The organism is Pseudomonas sp. HN8-3 (assembly GCF_020790195.1).
Taxonomy (GTDB): domain Bacteria; phylum Pseudomonadota; class Gammaproteobacteria; order Pseudomonadales; family Pseudomonadaceae; genus Aquipseudomonas; species Aquipseudomonas synxantha_A.
The window spans coordinates 2087121-2107982 of sequence record NZ_CP086206.1 but is presented as its reverse complement, the minus strand read 5'-3'; the positions used below and the strand labels follow the sequence as shown (position 1 = coordinate 2107982).

At 58.5% G+C, this 20862-nt stretch carries 19 protein-coding genes and 1 pseudogene; 4 read left to right on the top strand and 16 right to left on the bottom strand.

Translation table 11 applies throughout. The features are described 5' to 3' along the window. Nucleotides 1-48: 48 nt before the first annotated feature. Nucleotides 49-1089: pseudogene (locus tag LJX92_RS09460) on the top strand (GGDEF domain-containing protein); the annotation flags it as partial. On the opposite strand, the gene LJX92_RS09455 reads toward LJX92_RS09460, so the two are convergent. The 4 genes from LJX92_RS09455 to LJX92_RS09440 all read right to left on the bottom strand — a co-directional run bounded on the left by LJX92_RS09455 (nt 1086) and on the right by LJX92_RS09440 (nt 3377). Next, on the bottom strand, nt 1086-1457 hold the full coding sequence (locus LJX92_RS09455; protein WP_005786715.1) for a hypothetical protein: 372 nt from the start codon (nt 1455-1457) through the stop codon (nt 1086-1088). The pseudogene LJX92_RS09460 and the gene LJX92_RS09455 sit on opposite strands and share 4 nt — an antisense overlap. After that, nucleotides 1454-1792, bottom strand: a complete 339-nt coding sequence (locus LJX92_RS09450) for a helix-turn-helix domain-containing protein (protein WP_005786712.1) — start codon at nt 1790-1792, stop codon at nt 1454-1456. Before LJX92_RS09450 ends, LJX92_RS09455 begins: the two co-directional genes overlap by 4 nt. A 97-nt stretch (nt 1793-1889) precedes the next feature. Further along, complete coding sequence (locus tag LJX92_RS09445) at nt 1890-2345, bottom strand: YkvA family protein (protein ID WP_005786711.1); 456 nt, start codon at nt 2343-2345, stop codon at nt 1890-1892. A gap of 291 nt (nt 2346-2636) precedes the next feature. After that, a complete protein-coding gene (locus LJX92_RS09440; RefSeq protein WP_005786709.1) occupies nt 2637-3377 on the bottom strand; it encodes an FKBP-type peptidyl-prolyl cis-trans isomerase in 741 nt (246 codons plus the stop codon). A 247-nt stretch (nt 3378-3624) separates the two neighbouring features. On the opposite strand from LJX92_RS09440, the gene LJX92_RS09435 reads away from it, so the two are divergent. Further along, nucleotides 3625-5433, top strand: a complete 1809-nt coding sequence (locus LJX92_RS09435; protein ID WP_148852238.1) for a di-heme-cytochrome C peroxidase — start codon at nt 3625-3627, stop codon at nt 5431-5433. A gap of 29 nt (nt 5434-5462) precedes the next feature. Continuing rightward, a complete protein-coding gene (locus tag LJX92_RS09430; protein WP_416309135.1) occupies nt 5463-6596 on the top strand; it encodes a catalase family protein in 1134 nt (377 codons plus the stop codon). Nucleotides 6597-6866: 270 nt separating this feature from the next. Here the strand turns inward: LJX92_RS09430 and LJX92_RS09425 are convergent, their stop codons facing one another. Then, on the bottom strand, nt 6867-7094 hold the full coding sequence (locus tag LJX92_RS09425; RefSeq protein ID WP_228309647.1) for a helix-turn-helix domain-containing protein: 228 nt from the start codon (nt 7092-7094) through the stop codon (nt 6867-6869). Between the two features lie 153 nt (nt 7095-7247). Here LJX92_RS09425 and LJX92_RS09420 point away from each other — a divergent pair, with 153 nt between their 5' ends. Beyond that, a complete protein-coding gene (locus tag LJX92_RS09420; RefSeq protein WP_050549314.1) occupies nt 7248-7823 on the top strand; it encodes an acyl-homoserine-lactone synthase in 576 nt (191 codons plus the stop codon). Here the strand turns inward: LJX92_RS09420 and LJX92_RS09415 are convergent. From LJX92_RS09415 to LJX92_RS09365, 11 genes are all read right to left on the bottom strand, one after another. Continuing rightward, nucleotides 7816-9354: an amidase gene (locus LJX92_RS09415; RefSeq protein WP_228309646.1), complete on the bottom strand. Its 1539-nt coding sequence runs from the start codon at nt 9352-9354 to the stop codon at nt 7816-7818. The genes LJX92_RS09420 and LJX92_RS09415 overlap by 8 nt on opposite strands. A 37-nt stretch (nt 9355-9391) precedes the next feature. Next, nucleotides 9392-10096: a helix-turn-helix transcriptional regulator gene (locus LJX92_RS09410; protein ID WP_050549315.1), complete on the bottom strand. Its 705-nt coding sequence runs from the start codon at nt 10094-10096 to the stop codon at nt 9392-9394. Nucleotides 10097-10287: 191 nt separating this feature from the next. Beyond that, a complete protein-coding gene (locus LJX92_RS09405; RefSeq protein ID WP_228309644.1) occupies nt 10288-11679 on the bottom strand; it encodes an aromatic ring-hydroxylating oxygenase subunit alpha in 1392 nt (463 codons plus the stop codon). A gap of 39 nt (nt 11680-11718) precedes the next feature. Beyond that, on the bottom strand, nt 11719-13707 hold the full coding sequence (locus LJX92_RS09400) for an alpha/beta fold hydrolase (protein WP_228309642.1): 1989 nt from the start codon (nt 13705-13707) through the stop codon (nt 11719-11721). A 34-nt stretch (nt 13708-13741) separates the two neighbouring features. Continuing rightward, on the bottom strand, nt 13742-15319 hold the full coding sequence (locus LJX92_RS09395; protein ID WP_158254352.1) for a class I adenylate-forming enzyme family protein: 1578 nt from the start codon (nt 15317-15319) through the stop codon (nt 13742-13744). 69 nt (nt 15320-15388) lie between these two features. Beyond that, nucleotides 15389-15772 carry a Rieske (2Fe-2S) protein gene (locus LJX92_RS09390; protein ID WP_050549317.1) on the bottom strand — a complete coding sequence of 128 codons (384 nt, stop codon included), beginning with the start codon at nt 15770-15772 and terminating at the stop codon, nt 15389-15391. Next, a complete protein-coding gene (locus tag LJX92_RS09385) occupies nt 15762-16004 on the bottom strand; it encodes a hypothetical protein (protein ID WP_032877005.1) in 243 nt (80 codons plus the stop codon). Before LJX92_RS09385 ends, LJX92_RS09390 begins: the two co-directional genes overlap by 11 nt. Before the next feature lie 144 nt (nt 16005-16148). Beyond that, nucleotides 16149-18386 carry a beta-ketoacyl synthase N-terminal-like domain-containing protein gene (locus LJX92_RS09380; protein ID WP_223018440.1) on the bottom strand — a complete coding sequence of 746 codons (2238 nt, stop codon included), beginning with the start codon at nt 18384-18386 and terminating at the stop codon, nt 16149-16151. Beyond that, a complete protein-coding gene (locus tag LJX92_RS09375) occupies nt 18383-18703 on the bottom strand; it encodes an acyl carrier protein (RefSeq protein ID WP_032877008.1) in 321 nt (106 codons plus the stop codon). The genes LJX92_RS09380 and LJX92_RS09375 overlap by 4 nt, the downstream gene beginning before the upstream one ends. Beyond that, the gene (locus LJX92_RS09370; RefSeq protein WP_078820783.1) at nt 18697-19470 is read right to left on the bottom strand and encodes an SDR family NAD(P)-dependent oxidoreductase; all 774 of its coding nucleotides are present in this window, start codon (nt 19468-19470) and stop codon (nt 18697-18699) included. Before LJX92_RS09370 ends, LJX92_RS09375 begins: the two co-directional genes overlap by 7 nt. Continuing rightward, nucleotides 19467-20822: an ANL family adenylate-forming protein gene (locus LJX92_RS09365; protein ID WP_228309641.1), complete on the bottom strand. Its 1356-nt coding sequence runs from the start codon at nt 20820-20822 to the stop codon at nt 19467-19469. Before LJX92_RS09365 ends, LJX92_RS09370 begins: the two co-directional genes overlap by 4 nt. Between the last annotated feature and the right edge of the window lie 40 nt (nt 20823-20862).

The window sequence follows — 20862 nt, the reverse complement described above, 5'->3', positions numbered from 1 at the left end:
AACCGCTGAATGCATTGGGCTCAATCCTGGCTCAAGGCAGTTTGCACACCGCAGGAAGCGCGCCTGATGTTGCCCAAGCCGGATAACACCACGACTGCCCTCAGCGATGAAGGCAGTGACCTCAGCGCCCTGCTGAACGAACAGCCAGCGGTGGATCAAGACACCGCCACGGCTCAAGTGCTGGAAGCGTTCCATCACCAGGCCAATCTCAATTCACTGGCGGTGCTGGATGGCGGCGGTCGCCCGATTGGAATTGTGCACCGACACTCGCTGTCGGACGCGCTGCTCAAGCCGTTCGCGACCGACTTGTTTGCGCGCAAACCGATCAGCCGATTGATGAGCGATGATTTCCTGGCGGTGGAGTTGAGCCAGTCCTTGCAACAGGTCAGCCGTTTATTGACCAGCCGCGCACGGCAGCGCATCGAAGAAGATTTCATCATCACGTTGAACGGTGACTATCTGGGCCTGGGCCGGGTGATCGACGTGCTCAAGCTGATCACCGAACTGAAAATCCAGCAGGCGCGCTACGCCAACCCGCTGACTTTGCTGCCAGGCAACGTACCGATCCAGCAATGCCTGGCTCGGCTGTTGCAGCAACAGCGCGAGTCGCTGATCTGTTATGTGGATATCGACAGTTTCAAGCCGTTCAACGATATCTACGGCTACGGGCGTGGGGATGAAGTGCTGCTGTGCCTGGCGCAATGCCTGAACGACCAGGTAGACCCCAGCCGCGACTTTGTCGGGCATATTGGCGGCGATGACTTTTTGCTGGTGCTGGGCCCGCAGGATTGGCGCAAGCGGCTCAACCAGTTGCTGGACGACTTCCATACCCAATGCCGACGCTTTTACCGCGCCGAGCACGTGGATGCTGGTTGCTTCGTGTCACTCAACCGTCAGGGCGTGCGCCAGGAGTTCGCCTTGCTATCGCTGTCTATCGGTGTGGTGCATCTGTATCCACAGGCCTGTGCGCAACTCGATGCCAGCCAGTTGGCAGAACTGGCCTCGCAAGCCAAGCACCATGCCAAGGACGTGGCCGGCTACAGCATCCATGTGATCGACAGCCTGGACATGTACTCAGCAGCGCTTTAAGCCTCGGCGGACTCCGGGTATTCGTACTCGAACACCCGCACCACTTCCGAAGCGTGCCAGGACGCAGCCGCCACGCCATCGGAGGGTCCACTGAAGCGCCCTAGACGCTCCACACACTCAAAGAACCCGGTACGTGGCAGGCGGCTGGCACCCTGGCTGATCACCAGGGAACTGCGCAGCGGCTGCTCGGCCTTGGCATCCAGCGCCGCCAGGTGCTCCAGGGCAGCCGCCAGGGTCTGCATGGCTGGCGTCGGAAATTGCAGGCGCTCAAGCAGCGCCCGGTACGTCAACAAATGGCGCTGGCGACGCGCCTGATCCAATTCGTTGAGCAACCCATCCCAGTGTTGACGGCTGATACGTAGGCTCAAGACTCATCCCTCCAACCTGCCACGCCCAATTCCCAGGCCAGGCTGCGGCGAATGGCGGCATCCGGCTGGCGTTCACCACTTTCAATCAAACCAAGGTACGAGGGGCTGATCCCCACCGTGCGTGCCAGGGTCTCGATAGCCAGGCCCTTGGCTTCACGCAGGCCGCGCAGGTCTGCGAGCGGTCGCAGGTCCTGGTCGATGGCGGCAGAGGCGGCAGGAGAAGAAGCGGGTGTAGGTGGCTGCTGACCGGCAGCTTTTAGCAGCGCCTGGTACTGGTCCCATGGCAACACCGCATATTCGGGTGCGCCATCGCGTGAAATGATCTGAATATCCATGACTGCCCCGTAGGATAAAAACACTTACTAAGTAAGTTCTTTCCTTAGAAGTGTAATCCTAACAGCCACGAAGGTCGCTGGGGGATCCCCGGCATCATTAGTTTTTTTGTGGGTTTTCCTGGGCCAGCAGCTCAGGCGTTGCAGGGAGGCGCTCAACCACCGCGAGTTTTTCCGGGCGTTGCGCATCCCGCCAGGCGCGAAAGGCGCTCAGTTCGCCGCTCAGGGTCTTCATGACCCATGCCAGCACCGCGATGTCGTCGAACATGCCGAACATCGGGATGAAGTCCGGGATCGCGTCAATCGGGCTCAGAAAGTACATCAACCCCGCCACCACCGAGATCAACGCCTTGGGGCTGATCGCTCGGTATTCGCCGCGCCAGTAAGCCAGGCACAGGGCCTGGAGCAATTTGAGATCATCCTTGAGCTGGCCCAGGCGATTGCCCTGGCTTGAGCCTTTGGCCGCAACGGCAAACAGCAAGGTCGGCAAACGTCCACGGCCCAGCAGACGCGCGGCCATGGGCAGAAAACGGGTGAAGTTGAAGGGTGGTTTCATCAGGCACTCCAGTTCCAGGCGAGGTAAAAGGTTATCCACACAAATTGTGGATAACCTTGTGAACAGAGCCTGTTTTATCAGCTGAAAGCCACGGTCTATAAGGCTTACAGTCAGATCGGGCGTTTTTTGCGCACATAAAAAAAACCCAAGATTTCATTGACTTGGCCTGTATGTGCGGCTACCCGTGCTCGAGTCTTACATCAGACTGCGCGCAATGCTGCGGGTTCTATCGGATTTACCCAGAAACAACAACGCCCCGTCGAGACGGGGCGTTGTGTGTTCAGGCGCCGATTACTTCTTGGCGGCTGGTGCAGCAGGTGCGTCAGCAGCTTCTGCCTTGGCTGGGTCCTTGATGCCCAGCAGTTCCAGGTCGAATACCAGCACGGAGTTGGCTGGAATCGCCGGGCTCGGGCTCTGGGCGCCGTAGGCCAGGTCGGACGGGATGTACAGCTCGACCTTCTCGCCAACGTGCATCAGTTGCAGGCCTTCGACCCAACCCGGGATCACGCCGCTGACCGGCAGGTCAATCGGGCTGCCGCGATCCACGGAGCTGTCAAAGGTGGTGCCGTTGGTGAGCTTGCCGGTGTAGTGCACAGTCACCACGTCGGTTGGCTTGGGCTGTGCGCCGTCGGCCTTCTTCACGATCTTGTACTGCAGACCGGAAGCGGTGGTGACGACGCCGTCTTTCTTGGCGTTGTCTTCGAGGAATTTCTTGCCGGCAGCTGCCGACTCTTCGCTCATTTTGGTCATGCGCTCTTCGGCACGCTTTTGCAGCGCGGCGAAGGCTTCAACCAGCTCGTCATCTTTGAGCTTCTGCTCTTTCTTGCCGACAGCATCTTCGATGCCTTGGGCTACCGCTTTGGAGTCCAGGTCATCCATGCCTTCTTGGGCAAGGCTCTTGCCCATGTTCAGGCCGATGCCGTAGGAAGCTTTTTGCGCCGGGGTTTTCAGCTCTACGCTGGTCTGCGAATCACAACCCGCAAGTACCAGGCTAACCAGGGCCACCGCCGCCGCCAACCGATGCTGTTTCATGCTATTTCCTTGTTCATGCGCCAAAAGGGCATTCGAATAAAGTCGCGAGCTTATCAGGCGGCCACGACCAATGGCTACCGGCATGTGAGCAGGAAACTTCTGATAAGTTCACGTGTTTAAAAGCATTTCCATTTATCATGGGGCACCGCGACGGATCGCGGGACCGCCTGCCAGCAGGCTCATCGCTACTTGCCGCACCTGTGGCGCAGTGGCATAACAACGCGACAATTCGACAAGGATAGTTATCTTGCGCACTTTTTCCCGTGTTTTACTCCTGATACTGATCGCCCTGGGCCTGATTCTGGCCGTGGTGCTCTATTACACCCTCAACCCCAAGCTACCGGACTACGTGCCAGTAAAGCAGGTGCACTACCAGGATCAATGGAGTGCCGCTGACCGCCAGACCTACTACTTCACGCCCCAGGGCACCCAGGTAAAGGGCCTGCACTACGATTGGTTCACGGCCCTGGAGCTGCCGTTCTCCGAGCAACGCTTTGCCGCGCCGGAGTACCTGGCGCGCTTTGGGTTTCTGGTCGACCCCAAGCAAGTGCCCACCCCGCAAAACCCTGGCAACCTGCCGGTAGGTTTTGCCCGACACCAGAACGCCGACAGCCAGGTTCAATACCTGGATATCACCTGTGCGGCCTGCCACACCGGTCAATTGCACTTCAAGGGCCAGGCCCTGCGTATCGACGGTGGCTCGGCGCAACACGTGCTGCCCTCCAGCGTACCCACCTTGCGGGGCGGCAGTTTTGGCCAAGCCCTGGTCGCCAGCCTTGCCGCTACGTATTACAACCCGTGGAAGTTCGAGCGCTTCGCCCGCAAAGTCCTGGGTGATCAGTACGATACCCAGCACAATCAGCTGCGCCAGGACTTCAAACAATCGCTGAACCAGTTCCTCAAAGTCGCCTGGAATGATACCCATCGCGGCCTCTATCCCACCGAAGAAGGCCCCGGTCGTACTGACGCCTTCGGGCGCATCGCCAATGCCAGCTTTGGCGACGCTATTTCCCCCGACAATTATCGTGTCGCCAATGCCCCAGTGGACTACCCGCAGTTGTGGGATATCTGGACATTCGACTGGGTGCAGTGGAATGGCTCGGCTCAGCAGCCCATGGCGCGCAATATCGGTGAAGCCCTTGGTGTAGGCGCAACCCTGGCCTTCTTCGACAGTGCCGGCCAACCGCTCCAGGGCGACGCTCGCTACCCGTCCAGCGTACGCGTGCGGGACCTGCACCTGATCGAAGAAACCCTGCAACGCCTCAAGCCGCCAACCTGGCCGGAGGACTTGTTCGGCGCCATCGACAAACCCCTCGCCGCACAAGGTCGCGCACTCTTCGCCGAAAACTGTGCTGGCTGCCATATACCCGCGGTCACCGAGGAAAATGGCCGCCCGGTGCAGCAGTTGAAAATGCTGCCGGTGGACTACATCGGCACCGACCCCGGCACCGCCAGCAACATTGCCGACCAGCGTTATGACCTCAGCGCCCTGCAATGGGACCCGGCCGAACTGGCCCAACTCAATGTTGAACTACACCCTGCGCCCACCGCGCCACTGGATCTGAAAAAAATGTCCGTGGCCCAGGGGCTGGCCTACGTCACCGCCTTTGTCGAAGAACATGCCTACCGCGCTGCCGGCGTGACCCCGGCCGAGCGCCCGAGCCTGGACGGGTTCGGCCTGCCGATTGGCGTGCGCGAATTGCGTGCCTATAAAGCGCGACCACTGGCAGGCGTATGGGCTACCCCGCCGTTCCTGCACAACGGTTCGGTGCCGACGATCTACCAACTGCTTTCGCCCCAGGACGAACGCAGCACCACCTTCTATAAAGGCACGTTCAACTACGATCCACGCCATCTGGGTTTTGAAACCGCCTCGTTCAAGAATGCCTTCCTGTTCGATACCCGAATCACCGGCAATCACAACAGCGGTCACGAATTCCGCGCAGGCGCACGGGGCAATGGCGTCATTGGTCGTGGCTTGCTGCCCCAGGAGCGCTGGGCGCTGCTCGAATACCTCAAAGTACTGGGCGGCCCGCTGGAGCACCAACTGCCATGATTATTCGATCACAAAACAAGGAACGTTCCATGCTCGCTCGTCTCTGGCTGCGTCTCGGCGCTTTTCTCGGCAAGACCCTGTTGTGGCTGGTGGGCGTTGGGCTGTTGGGGTGGCTACTGGCGACCGTATGGTTCGCCTGGCAGCACAGTGGCCCGGTGTCAGCGGATGAACAGATCCCGCCGGGTGAAGCAGCGATGACCCAAGGCATCATCCAGACCGCCGTACGCATCGTTGACCAGCACCGCGAAGGCACTCGCTACCTGCGCGATGCCCATGCCAAGGCCCATGGTTGCGTGAAAGCCGAGGTCAGCGTTCTGGCGGATCTCGACCCGGCCTTGCGCCAAGGCGTGTTCGCAGAGCCGGGCAAGGTCTGGCAGGCGACGATGCGCCTGTCCAACGGCAACGCCTACCCGCAATTCGACAGCATCCGCGATGCCCGCGGCATGGCGATCAAGCTATTGGATGTGCCGGGCAAGCAACTGATGGCCGACCAGCAAGCCCGCACCGAGCAGGATTTCGTGATGTTCAGCCACCCGAATTTCTTTGTCAGCGATGTCGCCGAATACGCGCAGAACATCGGCGCGCAAGCGGATGGCAAGAAGGTCCTGGCGTTCTTTCCCAAGCTCGACCCGCGCAGTTGGCAAATACGTCACCTGTTTATCGCCCTGGCAACGCTGGCGCCCGCACCGGCCAGCCCGACGCAGACGACTTACTTTTCAGTGTCGCCCTACAAGTTTGGCGCGGCCAACGCCAAGTTTCGCGTCGCGCCCGACCCGCAAAGCTGCCCGGAATACGTACTGCCTAAACAGAACCAGGCCCTGCCGAACTTCCTGCGCAGCGCCCTCAATCAGCAACTGTCCACCGACCGCGTAGCGGCCTGTTTCGTGCTGCAGATCCAACGGCAGAACCCGCAAAAGTTCATGCCCATCGAAGACACCAGCATCGAATGGAAAGAAAGCGATGCGCCGTATGAAACCGTGGCCAAGGTCAGGATTCCTGCCCAGGATTTCGACACGCCGGCGCAGAACCTGGCCTGCGATAACCAGTCGTTCAACCCTTGGTTCGGTGTGGAAGCACACCGCCCCATCGGCGGCATCAACCGGTTGCGAAAGGCGGTGTATGAAGCGGTCAGCGACTACCGTCACAGCCGCAATGCGCCGTAGCGGCCGTTGCGCGTAAAGAGCGCGTAACAATGGGCCCGGCGCCGTAAGGTTTGCGTCGGGTCTATTGAAGCCAGGAAGCCGAGGCCCTAGCGTGATCGTCAACTCAAATCTACGCAGGAAATCACCGTGGAAAGCTCAACTCTCGGCATGCTCGTGCTTTCAATAATTGCAGTGTTCGGCACCGCGTCGTTTATTTTCGAACACTTGGCCGTTCGCCAGACACGCAAGAAAAAACTCAAATAACCCAGCAGTACTCGCCAGGCTTGGGAGTCAGCCGAACCTGTCCGAGGCAGACTTGCCCATACGCTCGAACTCCAACTCAAGATCATCGTCTGCAATAACCCCTGCGCAGTACAAGCGCAGCAGCATGTACAACGGAACAAGCATCCGCCCCGTCTTTTCAATTCGACTTCCTGAACTCTGGGTGACACCAAATTTCGCCCAGAAATCCGCCTGGGTCACCCCTTTTTTCGTTCGAAAAAAAATGACCTCATTCACAAACTTTGAACATCTATACATAAACGCCCAACTCCCGCTCAGAAGAAGGGGATCTTCACATACTCCTTGATATCAGGATACCTATCAACACTTATAGTTTAACGCTTATGCAATCTGCATAAAGCTATGCACTTCGAAGCCGAGGAAGCCAGCATGAAATATCTAATAGACAAACGCGAGAACATATCACCACGTTATCTGGAGGGCATGCATAAACTTCGGGCTTCAATCTTCAAGGATAAAAAAGGCTGGGATGTGTCGATAATTGCCGACATGGAGATAGATGGTTACGACGCCTTGGCCCCCACTTATATGCTGCTGATCGATGATATCAACGAAAACAAAGTGGCGGGCTGCTGGCGTATATTGCCAACCACAGGTCCCTATATGCTCAAAGACACGTTCCCCAACCTGTTGACCACTAAAAAACCTCCGCGTGCCGCCAACATCTGGGAGCTTAGCCGATTTGCCATAAGTGCCAGTGAGCGCGGCGGCTTCGGCTTTTCCAATACCGCCATGAAGGCCATTGGTCACCTCATCAGGCATGCGCACTCGCAGCACGTTGAAAAGCTCATCACCGTTACTTCCGTGGGTGTCGAAAAGATGCTGATGAAAGCGGGGCTGGAGTTGGTCAGACTAGGCCCGCCCCTGACTATCGGCGTAGAACGAGCCATCGCTGTTGAAGTTAACTTGAGCAACAAGACCCTGGACGCAGTCAATGCTATTTGATCTGAGTACTTGACGCCACTGAAGAGTGAGGCGGGCTACGATGTCGCCAGGGCCGTGCAACTTCAAGCGAACGTGCAAGTTGCAGCAGCAAGGCCTCATTGCCCATCTTTGCGATGAACTGTGTGCCGATGGGAAGTCCTGTTTCGTTCCAGTACAGAGGCACACTCATCGCCGGTTGCCCGCTCATATTGAACGGTGTCGACCACCCCATATATTCCATGACAGTGCGCGAATGTTCTGCAAGGCGATTGCCCAGTCGCAGGGGCCAGTCCATTCCCCATTTACCTAATACTCTACGCGATAGGCGATCCTCCAACGGACTCAAGCGAAACGCTCCCACCTTCGATGCCAACTGGTTGGCTACCGGCGTCACCAGCACATCGTAGTGTTCATGAAAGGCGCTCATGATGCGCCCCTGATGAAGCGCCAACTCTCTCGCCCTGGCGAGATCGACCGCTTTGAGGATATGGCCCTGCCGGGCCAGGGCCCAGGTCCCGCTCTCGAAATCCGCGAAAGTCGCCACGCGATCAAGCATGCGCCCCGCGTTCTGCACCAGGCTCGCCATTTCCCCGCACACCAGGGTCAGCATGGCTTCGCATAATTGATCGGGGGATGCCAAGGGTGGATGGGCTTCAACCACCTCGTGCCCAAGGTCCGTCAACAGCTTCAAACTGCTTTCCAACGCGGCGCGACAGTCGGGACTCAAATCCCCACCCAGAAAAGGCTTGAAGGTATAAGCAATGCGCAGCCTGCCAGGCGCATCGCCGATACCCGCAAGAAACGATTGAGCCGGTGCGGGCCAACGGTAAGCATCAGCATCATCACTCCCCGCAATCAGGATATCGAGCATGGCAGCACTGTCGCGCACGCTTTTTGAGACCGCGTGTTCAACTACCAGGCCCTGCCATAACTCTGAAAAATGCGGCCCGCAGGGAGACCGACCACGTGTTGGCTTGAGGCCGAAAACCCCGCAATGGGAAGCGGGTAGCCGAATTGAGCCACCTCCATCGCTGCCGTGGGCAATCGGGGTCATGCCCGCCGCGACCGCTGCACAGGCACCGCCGCTGGAGCCGCCCGGCGACAATTCCAAGTTCCAGGGGTTACGTGTGGCACCGGTTGCATCAGACTCGGTATAGGGATGCAAGCCCAACTCCGGCGTCGCGGTTTTACCGACAAAGATCAACCCCGCCTGTCGATAACGCTTGATCGTCTGCGAGTCCTCCCTGGCAACATAGTGCGCGAACAGCCGGGAGCCGTTACGTGTGGGGCAGCCCTGAATCTCCGCAAGCAGGTCCTTGACCAATAGGGGGACGCCGGACAACGGGCCGTCTGCCAATGGCACCTCGCATTGTGCCTTGGCCTCGCGCTCAAGAAGATGCACCACCGCGTTGATCGCGCCATTTCCTGCGTCGATCCGCTGAACGGCGGCGCTCACAAGCTCCAGAGGGGTTACTTCTTTAAGGCGCACCATCTCAGCCAGCGCAATGCCGTCCAACTGGTCGTATTCAGGAAAGTGGAACGCGCTGACCATAAGAACCCTTAATTGAAGGCGTTATCGATAATCCGCATCAGGGCGTGACCAGGCCGGAACGGATGCCGCTGATCACGGCGTGCTGGCGTGATTCAGCATTGAACTTACGCATAAAGTTGGTGACATGGTAATTAACTGTAACTTCTGCACAGGACAGAATTCGCGAAATTTCCCAAGAGGTTTTACCGGCGGCCACCCACTTCAGACATTCCAGCTCACGAGCGGTCAACTTCGGTGGTTTTTCGACCTCCTTTTCAGCAGCACTCTGTATTTTCTGGAACGATTCGATCAGATAATCACGCATCAAGGCAAATTGTGGCAGCCCCTTGGAACGAATGACGTCGGCCGGTGACTTCTCATCCGTAATAAAGTTCAACATTCCGAACTCTCCGCGCGGCCCATGGATGGGCATACACAGCCCCGAACAAACACCACTGGCGCTCGCAGCCTCATACAATTGCTGTTCGGGCTTGTTAATAAAATTTTCCTTTGTCCAGACCAACGGCAATGAACTGTTCAAGCAATGAAACACAACAGGGTCGACTTCGTAATAGGCATTCGCGTCATAGATACTGCGCCATGACCTGGAATAATTACTGATGATGGTCGAAGAGCTGAAAGGCGTACTGATCGTGGGCTTAACCCCAAACAGCACCGAAGAAAATCCATACTCTTTCGCCAAGGCAAACAGCACTTTACTCCAGGCCTCCAGCGTCTCACACATCAGAATGTCTTCAAGCATCTTAACCTCCTTGTTATATGGGGACTATTAGTGGCCGCCCCACATTGAATGGCCACTATTCGAAGAGCAACGCTCACCTTGCCAGGCAGGTTGGATCCAATCCACTTCAAGAAGTAAGTTAACGAAAAAACATAGATTGTCAAATTAAACAAAAGTCATAATGGCGCGCATTAAGTCCCGTGACGAATGGTTCAATCGCGCCTGTCAAGATAGTGCATAAGTGTGTTATGGAAGTGCCGTATCCTGGATTCATGAAGATCGCTCAATACCAGCGGGTCATTGCTCAAGGCTTGCAGGCCCGCACGCATATTCTTGATATTGTCCATGTCCTGATCGTATACATAGCCTAACCAGTCAGGCAGTACACCGGCGTGCTCATAGGTGTCGTCCGGCCCCATTTCCACGGTCGCTGCAGGCTCGGGTCGCTGCGCGCCCTTGGGTATGTCGACCAAGTAGAAAAGATCGAAGATGCAGCTATTATGGTCGTTTTGGTTGGGGCGAAAACGCAGCACGGGCGGCAGAGAAATGCCGCGAAAGAAGATCATATTCGGGAACAGCGAATACTGCAGTACATCGACGGCTTCAGCGTCAGACAACCCACTGACATCCCTGCCACTGGCCAACCCGTATTGCAAACGCATCACACTGGCCATGTAGCGCCTTGCTGTCATGCCGGCCTGAAGGTGAGGGGCGTAGGGGCCGCTTTTCCCATTGAGTACGTTGCGATGAAATTGATCCATGATCGCCTGTTCGGACAGCGGCTCATGATCCTCGCAGACCGATAGCCCGACCGCGTGAAAACTGCGGCTCACATGACGCTCATCGGGTCGAACATCGTATTGCAGGGTATCGCTCAGATGGGCCCATGTATGCCCGTGCGTCTCGGGGGCATGCAACCCTTCCATGAAGGACTCCATGACGTTTTTCCAGTTCGCCGGGAGTATGTGCCGGCTGTGCCCCGAAATGTACTTGCCCTCATACTGATTGATGGCCAACTCACCGGGCAGGCTCTCCATATAATCGGCCAAAGGCTCGCAGGCAGGATCCATATTGATGAAAATGAAACCGCCCCAGGTGTCTGTCTTGACCTCCAGCAAACGGCGACCTTCCCAGTCGAGGTGGGCAAAATCCCATGCCGCCGGTATGCGCTTGAGGGTGCCATCCAGGTCCCAGGCAAATCCGTGATAGGGGCAACGCAGTTCTCGCACGCTCGAATCGCCCGAGCACAGGCGCCGGCCACGGTGACGACAACTGTTGTAGTAGGCCTTGATTTCCAGTGCTTCGTTACGAACGAGGATGAAGGATAACTCGCCGATCTCGTAGAGCGTCAAATCCCCCGCCTCTGGAATTTGCTCCTCCCGCGCAGCCATCTGCCAAACTCGAGACCACATCCGATCCATTTCCAGTTGATGAAAACCGGCAGACAGATAGGCGTCGCGATCAACCTCCATCCTGTACCGGCCTGCGGGAAAATGCTCCCGCATATCGGCCGGGACACTGCTCTGATCGTCGCGTGCCAGGACCTCTTGATAATCGATGGGCATGGACAAGTCCGCGACGTGCTCGATCAATTTGCTTTTCATCTTCCCTCCTTTGATGCCGTGTGGATGAGCAGGCTGGACTTATGCATCCGCCTGGGAACCCGGCATCACCGGGCTGAGGTTCTTGATATACGCCGTCACCACCCCCAACAACCCCAGGTGGTTATACAAACCAAAATGATCCATGCCAGCGATTTCCGAATAGTCAGCACCCTCATGCAGTTCGATAAAGCGCTTTGACTCATGGGGGCTCACAGCTTCATCACAGGTGCCGGCGATGACATGGCACGGCACCCCGAGTTGCTCATCCTGCAGCGGGTACTCGCCGACTTGCAGCGCGGTAATAGCCCGGCTATAGCAATACAGCGACTCCGCGGATTCAAAGGGCAGGCTCGTCAGGTGGATAAGGTTCGGATCCGTCGCGTCGAGGATCTCGCTGGATTGGCGGCTCTGTGTCGCACTCTCGGTATTCTCACTGCCGGAGCGCGCAAAAAACGACGCGTGAAAGCGCTCTGCCTGGCTACGCGACTGTGAAATAAGCGGCAACACCTGCCGCAGGTTGCGCATGAAAGCGGTCTCCTCTTCCTCTGCGCTCACCAGGCCATACGCGCCACTGATAAGCGTCAGGCTCGCGACTTCTTTCAACTTGCGGGCGTGATAGGCGATGTAGGCCCCCGAACACCAGCCGATCAGATGTGCTTTTTCTATATTGAAGTAATCAAAAATCCGCTGCAGGTCGCCGATATGCGCCGCAACACTGACGTCAATGGTGTCGATATCATCCACGGGGCTGGGGATACCGCGGCTTTCCCAGGTAACAAAGCGGAAGTCATCTTCCAGGGCCTCCCTGAGGCGGTTGGCCAGTTCCAAAGGCATGCCGACTGCGTTGATGAAGACCACGGTTTCCTTGCGCTTGTCCGCCGAGGCATAGACATTGAGGGGCACCCGGTCTTCTGTATCGATCACGTATTGACGCAAGAGGTCAGGTTTGCGTTGACTCAGCGCCACCACCCCACCCTTGATGTAGCCCTCGACGTCTGCAATCGTCAGCGCACAGCCGCCTCCGTCGGCCCGAAGAAAGGTCTTGGTGTTGTGGATGTAGGGGTTGTAAAACACGGTTTTACGGGCCAGCAGTTTCTCGATGGCCGAGGGGTTTTCCAGCCCGCTTTCATCGATCTGCAAACCACTGAGCTCAATGGCCCGGGAAATAATATCGAGCAACACGCGCACTTCGATATTGGTCGACGACGTGGCGTGGAAGATGCCCCGCGGGCAACTCGCCAGATTGTCGTACACCCGCATGATGTCCTGGCACACCTGATCTACTGGCACCAGGTTGACCCTGGCGTGGGGCTTACCCGACAGGCGCACGGTTTGTTCAGTGTTGCGCATGGCGCGCTTGAGGCGGTTGACCTCCCTCAGGAACCCATACAGGCCAGTGGTGCTGCCACCTGCGGATTGAGTGGCCTGCGGACCGATAACAATCGACGGTCGGATAATCACCAACTCAATTCCACTGGCAGTGCACAGGCGGTCAATCAAGTGCTCGGCCGCACATTTGGTTTCTTCGTAATAGTTATTGAATTCAGTGCTCTGGTGCAGGCATTCCTCCACCTCACCCGAACCAACGCCTGCGGTATAAGCAGTCGAGATATAGAAAAACGTCTGGCAGCCCAACGCCTGTGCTGCATGGAACGCATGGGTCAGGCCGTTGATATTGTGCTCATAGATAATGTCGCGGTTCTTTTCTTCGAAATTGAGCGATGAAGCAAAGTGCAGGAAGACCGCCTGCTCCGAGGCCTGCGCCCGGGACTGAGCGATATCCATCCCCGCCAACGGCTGGGTGATATCGGCGCGCCGGGCTTTCAAGCCGGCAAAAGAGAGTCGCGCGTCAGTGGCAGGATAATGCTGGCCCGCCGAGAGCACCGCATCGCGGATACGATGTCGGCACTCATTGTCGTCGCGCCCCCTGACCAGGCAGGTCACATCGAACTCACCGGTGAGCAAATGCCGATAGATAAAATGGCTTCCCAGAAAACCAGTGCCGCCGGTCACATAGAGCTTTTTCATGTCGCCTTCCTCAAACGGTAAATGACGGGCCTGCTCAGGCCGGTTCATGGGCCTGTTGCAAAGCCATCTGGCGCAATTGATTTTTGGCAATCTTGCGCAAGCCGGCACGGGGAAAATCTTCCAGGAAAATAATTTCGCGAGGCCGCTTGAAGTCGGCCAGGCGCTCGCGGCAGGCCTGTTCGATATGCCGCCTGGCGAGCGCCTGGTCCTCACGACCGCTAGCGTTGAGCACGGCAAACAACACCGGTGTTTCCGTCAACAAGGGATCGGGGCGCGACACTACCGCCACTTCGCTGATCATGGCGCTGGCGTACGCAGCGAACTCAATCTCCGAAGCCGATACGTTTTCCCCGCCCACCTTGATGATGTCTTTCAAGCGCACATCAAAAAACAGCACGCCCTCGGTAGTCTCGAAAAAGCGGTCGCCAGTGATGTACCAACCGTCCTCTGTGAAGGCGTCGCGGGTTTCGCCAGGCTTGTTGAGATAGCCCAGAAACAGATTCTTGCCGGGTTGCGCGTTGAACTGCAGATCGGCACTGATTCGCGCATTGAACGGCCCGGCATTCGTGACGGGATCGGTCAACCGATAGCGGTAGCCACTCACTGGCTTGCCAATCGAATAATTGAGGTCCGCGCTGTGCTGCTCGCTCGTCACACTGCCAATGGCAAACAGCTCAGTCATGCCCCACCACCCTACGGTCTTCACACCAAACAGCGCCTCCACGTCGGTGTTGCGGCTGGGAAAGCCCCAAAACCTGAAGCTGTGTCGAACCGGTTTCTCCAGGGCTGCCAGGGCATGACAAACGAACGGCAGGATCGCGGCCCATGTGCATTCAAAGTGTGCCGCATCGCTCCAGAAGCGTTGGGGGTTGAACACCCGCCGTAGCACCATGGCGGCTCCCGAAAACAATGAGGTGAGCACTTGATAGGAAAAAGCCATGGTGTGGCAGAGCGGAAAAAACACCAGCGTCACATCGTTTTCGGTGACCTGCAGGTGCTCGATATTGGACTGCGCTGACCACACCAGGTGCGCGTGGGAGATGACGACGCCCTTGGGCTGGCTGGTAGTGCCCGACGTATAGAGGATCAGCGCTGGATGATCGCCTGCGACGCACGCCATGCCGACGCAGGCCCCCCGCATGGAGACGAGCTCATCGATGCCAGGAAAAACGGAGCACTCGCCGGTGTCCTCGTCCGAGGCTGCCACCACTACCAGGGAAGTATGCAGGTCGCCGGCAAACAACCCCAGGTCATTGAGTGAGGTGACGACCATCTTCGGCGCAGCATCGCTGACGATGTAGCGCATTTCTTCCTGACTGAGGCGATTACCCACTACTACAGCGGTCGCTCCGAGATAGGCGCAGGCGAATACCAGGATCAAGGCATGGGCTTCGACATCGAGGCACAGCACGATTCGATCGTCACGCTTGATACCCAGCCCGGCCAAGGCCACCGCTGCGTTGCTGATAGCTTGATGAAGCTGGGCATAGGACAGCTTCGCGGCACTGCCCAGATCCGGTAAGTGCAGCGCGGTACGCTGGGCATGCCGATCGCACACCTGCGCTAATGCCAGGCATACATTTGCACCGACGCCAGGGGTCAACTGTTCCATCTCACATTCCCTTGCCATACCAAAAATAGAAGACGCACATTGCCAGCCGCGGTGCCAGGCGAAGCAGGCTCACGTACCGCACTCCGGCCTGGCCTGTGCGCGTTGCTCGATCATCACGTCGCTGTCGATCAGATGCACCTTGTAGGTCGTCAGTGCGCAGCGGGTATGCGGCCCCAACGCCTCGCCCGTCTCCAGGTCGAACCTGGCGCCGTGGTGCGGGCAAATCAGTTGGCCGCGCCGGATCAAGGCGCCGTCCATCGTCTTACCCTGATGCGGGCAGCGGTTTTCCACGGCATAGACCGCCTGCCTGGCCTGGCAAAGCAATATCGCCTGCCCTTCTACTTGAACAGCCAGCGTGCCGCCTTCCTCCAGCGCATCCCGCTTCGCGGCGAACTGACAAGCGGGCGGATGCTCTACCAACGGCGACGACGCCTTCACGACCTCACTGCTCACGTTGGGCGAACCACTGGACGATCTGGTCGATACTGCAACCGTAGAGGCCAACTGCATCCTTTTGCGCAACGGTGACCTGGCTGACACGCTCAAGCTGCGCGAACAGTGCCATCATGGTCAGCGAGTTGATTTTCAATCGAGTCTCGATCAGTGGCACATGTGGCTCGACCGTCACGGCTCGGCCCAGGGTGGCCTGCAACGCGTCCTGGACGGTCTGGCGAGTGATCTGCATCTACGCCTCCTGTGGATGCCGGCGACCCGGGCATCGGTGCGGATTGGATTTTTATATTCCCCATCTTCCTGGCGGCCATCAACCTATAAGCCTTATGGGGAGACATCTTCCCGCGCCCATGAAAAACTTACCGCACGCGGGCTTTCAGTCTTCAACTGGCCAATAGCGTTGACGGGCGAACGGATACGTGGGCAATGACAGTTTCTGTGCCTTTACCAAGCGGTAATAATCCAGCCAATCAAAGCTGACTCCGGCCTGCACAACGTCGCAGGCAAAGCGTTCCACGTCAGCGAACGTCAGCATTTCCTCGGCCAGATGCACGCAGCGCCCGGACGATGGCACGGTTACAGCCCAGGCCTGGCGGCTGACGACGAGCACTGCAACCTGGGCCGAATCAGGCCAGCCAGGGGAAGCAAGCTGGGCGGCGCCCTGCCCCTCCTGCACAAACGCGCTCAACCACTCAGGGCTAGCGTCTAGTGCCGACGATGCGCCGCACCCGAGCTGCAGACAGCGGTTGATCCAGTGGCCGTAACCCCTGTCGATCACGGCCTCGAACACCATCCCCCAGCGCACCAACTGTTGATACAGCGCCACTTCGAACGCCAGTTCGGCGCAGCGAGCCGCCGCTTCAACGGTCTGTGGCGTACTGGAGAGACGGCCCAGGCACTCTGCGTAATCATCGGCCATGCGCTGGTATCTCGGCGCCGCCAGCCATGCCTGCCGACTGGCATCGTCAAGGTGCTGCGGCTGCTCGCACAGGTAATACACCAGGCGCGGCGTGAACGTCGCCGGCGCATCCAGCACGCTGTGTGCGGCCTCTTCAAAAAACCTGTCCACGTCTATGCCTGCTTTCAACACACCAGCGAACCGCTCGCGATGTGCGCTGCGGCTGATGTTTATGGTATGCGCCAGCGCCAGACGATCAATTGGCCCGCTGTCACGGACGAAATGGGCGAACCGCAGCAGGTATTGGCGTAGTTGCTCTCGCGTTGCGGCAGACAGACAAATCGGCACGTCCACCGCTGCGTCGGTCCCGCGCACCAGAGCTGGCGCAACGGACTGCAGCACGCTGAACACATTGGTGCCGCCGATCCCCAGGCAATTGATCGCTGCCAACCGCGCAGTGTCGGCGGGTTGCTCCAGCGCCTGCGACCACACCCGGGTGTCCTGGCTGACCCGGAACGGCGAATGCTCGAAATCGATGCGCGGATTGGGCGTGGTGAAATTGAGTGAAGGCACCAGGGTGTCGTGCTTTAGCATCAACGCCACTTTGATCAGGCTGGCGATGCCGGCTGCCTGTTCAAGGTGACCAATATTGGATTTGACACTGCCTATCGCACAAAAACCGTGGTCCTGGGTATCCAGGCGGAAGGCTTTTTCAAGCGCCTTGATTTCCAGAGGGTCGCCCAGGCTGGTGGCGGTACCATGACACTCCACATAACTGATCTGCCGCGCATTGGCGCGCGCCAGCGTGATCGCCCGCACCATGGCTTTGGCCTGCCCTGGCACACTGGTGGCGGTGTAGCCGATTTTCATCGCCCCATCATTGTTGACATGGCTGGATTTGATCAGCGCATACACATGATCACCATCGCGTATCGCGTCGGCGTGGCGGCGCACGATGACGCTCGCCACGCCGCTGCCGAACAACGTGCCGCTGGCATCACTGGAAAACGGACAGCAACGACCGTCGCGAGACAATAACGGGCTCTGTCCGAGGGGATAACCGGTATGGTGCGGAATACGAATGGCGGCTGCCCCCACCAGCGCAGTGTCGACCTCCCCCAGGCGCAGAGCGTTGCAGGCCAGGTGCAACGCCACCAGCGAACTTGAACACGCGGTCTGCACGGTCATGCTCGGGCCTGTCAGGTTGAGCTTGAAGGACAGGCGCGTGGCGAGAAAATCCTTGTCGTTACCCTGGTGAACCAGGCTGGCGGTTTCATGATGCAAGGGGTCGAGACGGTCACCAAACTGATGCAAATAGCTGGTGGTGATGCCCCCCATGCATGCATAGACACCCGTCACGCCGGCTTGAGCCGCCTTGACATGCCCGGCATCCTCAAGCGCCTCATACCCCACCTCCAGCAACAGTCGATGCTGCGGATCGAGCAATATGGCCTCGCGCGCGGAAACCCCGAAGAACCGCGCATCGAACCATTCGATGCCTTCAAGCACCGGGCTGCGCCGGATATAACCAGGCTCGCTCCATTGCTCGCGGGTGACACCCGCCGCGCTCAGTTGCTGATCGTCAAGGTCAACGATCGACTCGCGGCCCTGGCGCAGGTTCTCCCAGAACACTCGCTGGTCAGGTGCACCCGGAAAGCGGCATGCCAACCCGACAACGGCCAGGTCGCCCAGATGGCTCTCTAGGGCCTGGCTCACAGTTGGCGCAGATCACGCAGTTGGGCGTCCAGCGGGTCCGGACTCGGCCCCGGCACACCCTGTTGCGCATACGCTCGACACAAGTCCGCCACGGTCACGATGCTGGTGATCGCCACGGCATCGGCGAAGGGGTCTGTTCCATAAACCGCTTCCAGGTTGCTGATCAGCGTCGCCAGATCCAGGGAGCTCAGGCCCAAGTCGCTGAAGCGGCTGTCAATTTCCACCGCCACCAAAGGCCCACCCTTCGCCCCCAGAACCTGAGCGATCTGGTGCTCTACTTGATCGAATACTTGATCCATGACTTGATGATTCAGCATGTGAAACCTCCATCGACTGCGATGTTTTGACCGGTGACAAAGGTGCCCCGGTCTACCAGGTACAGGATCAGATCCGCCACTTCCTGCTGGGTACCCAGACGCCCCAACGGTGTGCGGCGCTCGATCCTGCTGAGTGTCTGGGGGCTCAGGTCCTTGACCATGTCGCTGGAAAAGTAGCCAGGCGAAACTGAGTTGACGCGAATGCCCCGTGGGCCCAGCTCCTTGGCCAGGCTGCGGGTCAAGCCATCCATCGCGGCCTTGGTTGCGCTGTAAACCGTCAGGCCGGAATGACCCCGCAGGGCATTGATAGATGACACATTCACCACGCTGCCCGCGCCACGCTTGAGCAGCTTGGCCGTGACCAGCTTGGTCAGGTACAACTGGCCCTTGAGGTTGATATCAAGCGCACTGTCGATGTCCGCCACGCGCATCGTGCTGAGGATGCCTTCAACACCGGTGGCGGCATTGTTGACGAGCCCGTCGAGGCCACCGAAGCGCTTTTCCACCTGCTGGACGAAGGCGGTGAGCGCTGAGTAGTCGGTGCAGTCCAGTGCCTGCCAATGAAAGTCGGCACGCTCGCTCAACTCCGTGACAGCCGGGGACTCTCGACGACTGAAGGTCGCGACGTTATAGCCTGCCTCCAGGAAACATCGGACCGTCGTCAATCCCAGGCCCTGGCTACCGCCACTGACAATGATGGTGCCCTTTACCGCAGATGGAGCGCTGTCATGGCGAGTGTGTAAAGCGTCAGAAACTGCATCAGTCATTGCGAGGCCACCTTGATTTTCTTGAATCGATCGCTGTGCAGGCGCCCGGTCACAAATTCGATATGACGCGGCACCTTGAAATCTTCCAACCCTTGCTGGCAATGCAGCATGATCTGGCGCTTGGCGTCGTCGGTGTCCAACTCACCCTCCAGAACGACCGTGGCGGCCACGATCTGCCCGGTGACCGGACTCTTGCGCCCCCATACCACGGCATCCTTGACGAAGGGGAGGCTCAACAGCCGACTCTCGACTTCTACCGGCAGCACTTTGAGCCCTCCCACATTGATCAGGCTTTCTCCACGCCCGAGGATGCGGAAATAATCGCCACGGGTTTCAACCATATCCCCCGTGCATAGCCAGCCCTCCTGATCGATCACCGACGGCGCGTTCAGATAGCCGAGCATCGCGGTGCGGGTCTTGATCCACAGAATCTGATCAACCACCTTCACCTGCACATCGTCAGTGGCAATTTGAATCCACAGCGAGTCACTCGACTCCGAGCGCGTGGAGAGGATGCCCAGCTCGCTCATGCCATAGGTCTGCTTGAAACGCACAGCCGGGAACACCTCGTTCAGCGCGGCCAGGGTCGATTCGGGCATGGTCTCGGTGCCGTAGGTCACCAGTTCCAGGCTGGAAAGATCGTAGGTCTCGTACGCCCGTCCCCATAGCAGCATGTTGAGAAATGTAGGGGTGGCGGGAAGGAGCTGGATCCGGTGTTCAGCAATCTGCCGGCAAATGCTCACGGCGTCGCGGGAATCGAGCTTGACCAGTGTCGAGCCGCTGAATAAACAGTGCAGCAACGTATTGAAACCGCCGATATGGTCCAGCAACAGGAATGCAGCCGTGGTACGAGGCCTTGAGCGCGGCGCATCGCGGTATTTGGCAAAAAGCCTTTCGAGGCTGAGCAGGATGGCCTTGGGCTCGCCGCTGCTGCCTGAACTGAGCAATATCAGACCGGCTTCTCGGCGATCGAACAGGCCTGCCACCAACTCGTGGGTGGGCAACTGTGTGGTTAACGCCTGCAGATCGCCGGGGTGATCGGCGTCGATGATCCAACTGGCCCCTGTCGTACGTGCCACCGCCGCGCAGCGTTCAGACGAACTGCGATTGAGTGGCACCACCACGCAATGCCGGGTGTACAAGGCCAGAATCGCCCCCACCATCGCGCAGCTATAATCACCATTGATGATTACCGTGCAGCACGCGATGTTCTGGTGCGCCAGAAGCGCCTGCCAGGACATCATCGCTTGCCCTATGGCGTTGAAGGAGGACTGCTGCCCATCGGCGATCAGCGCAATGCCGTCGCCGAACGAAGCCAGGCGGTCGCTGATCCAATTACGTTCCTCTCTCATGTCTGCCTGTGCTCCTGTTGCTGTTTGCCAAAACACCGCA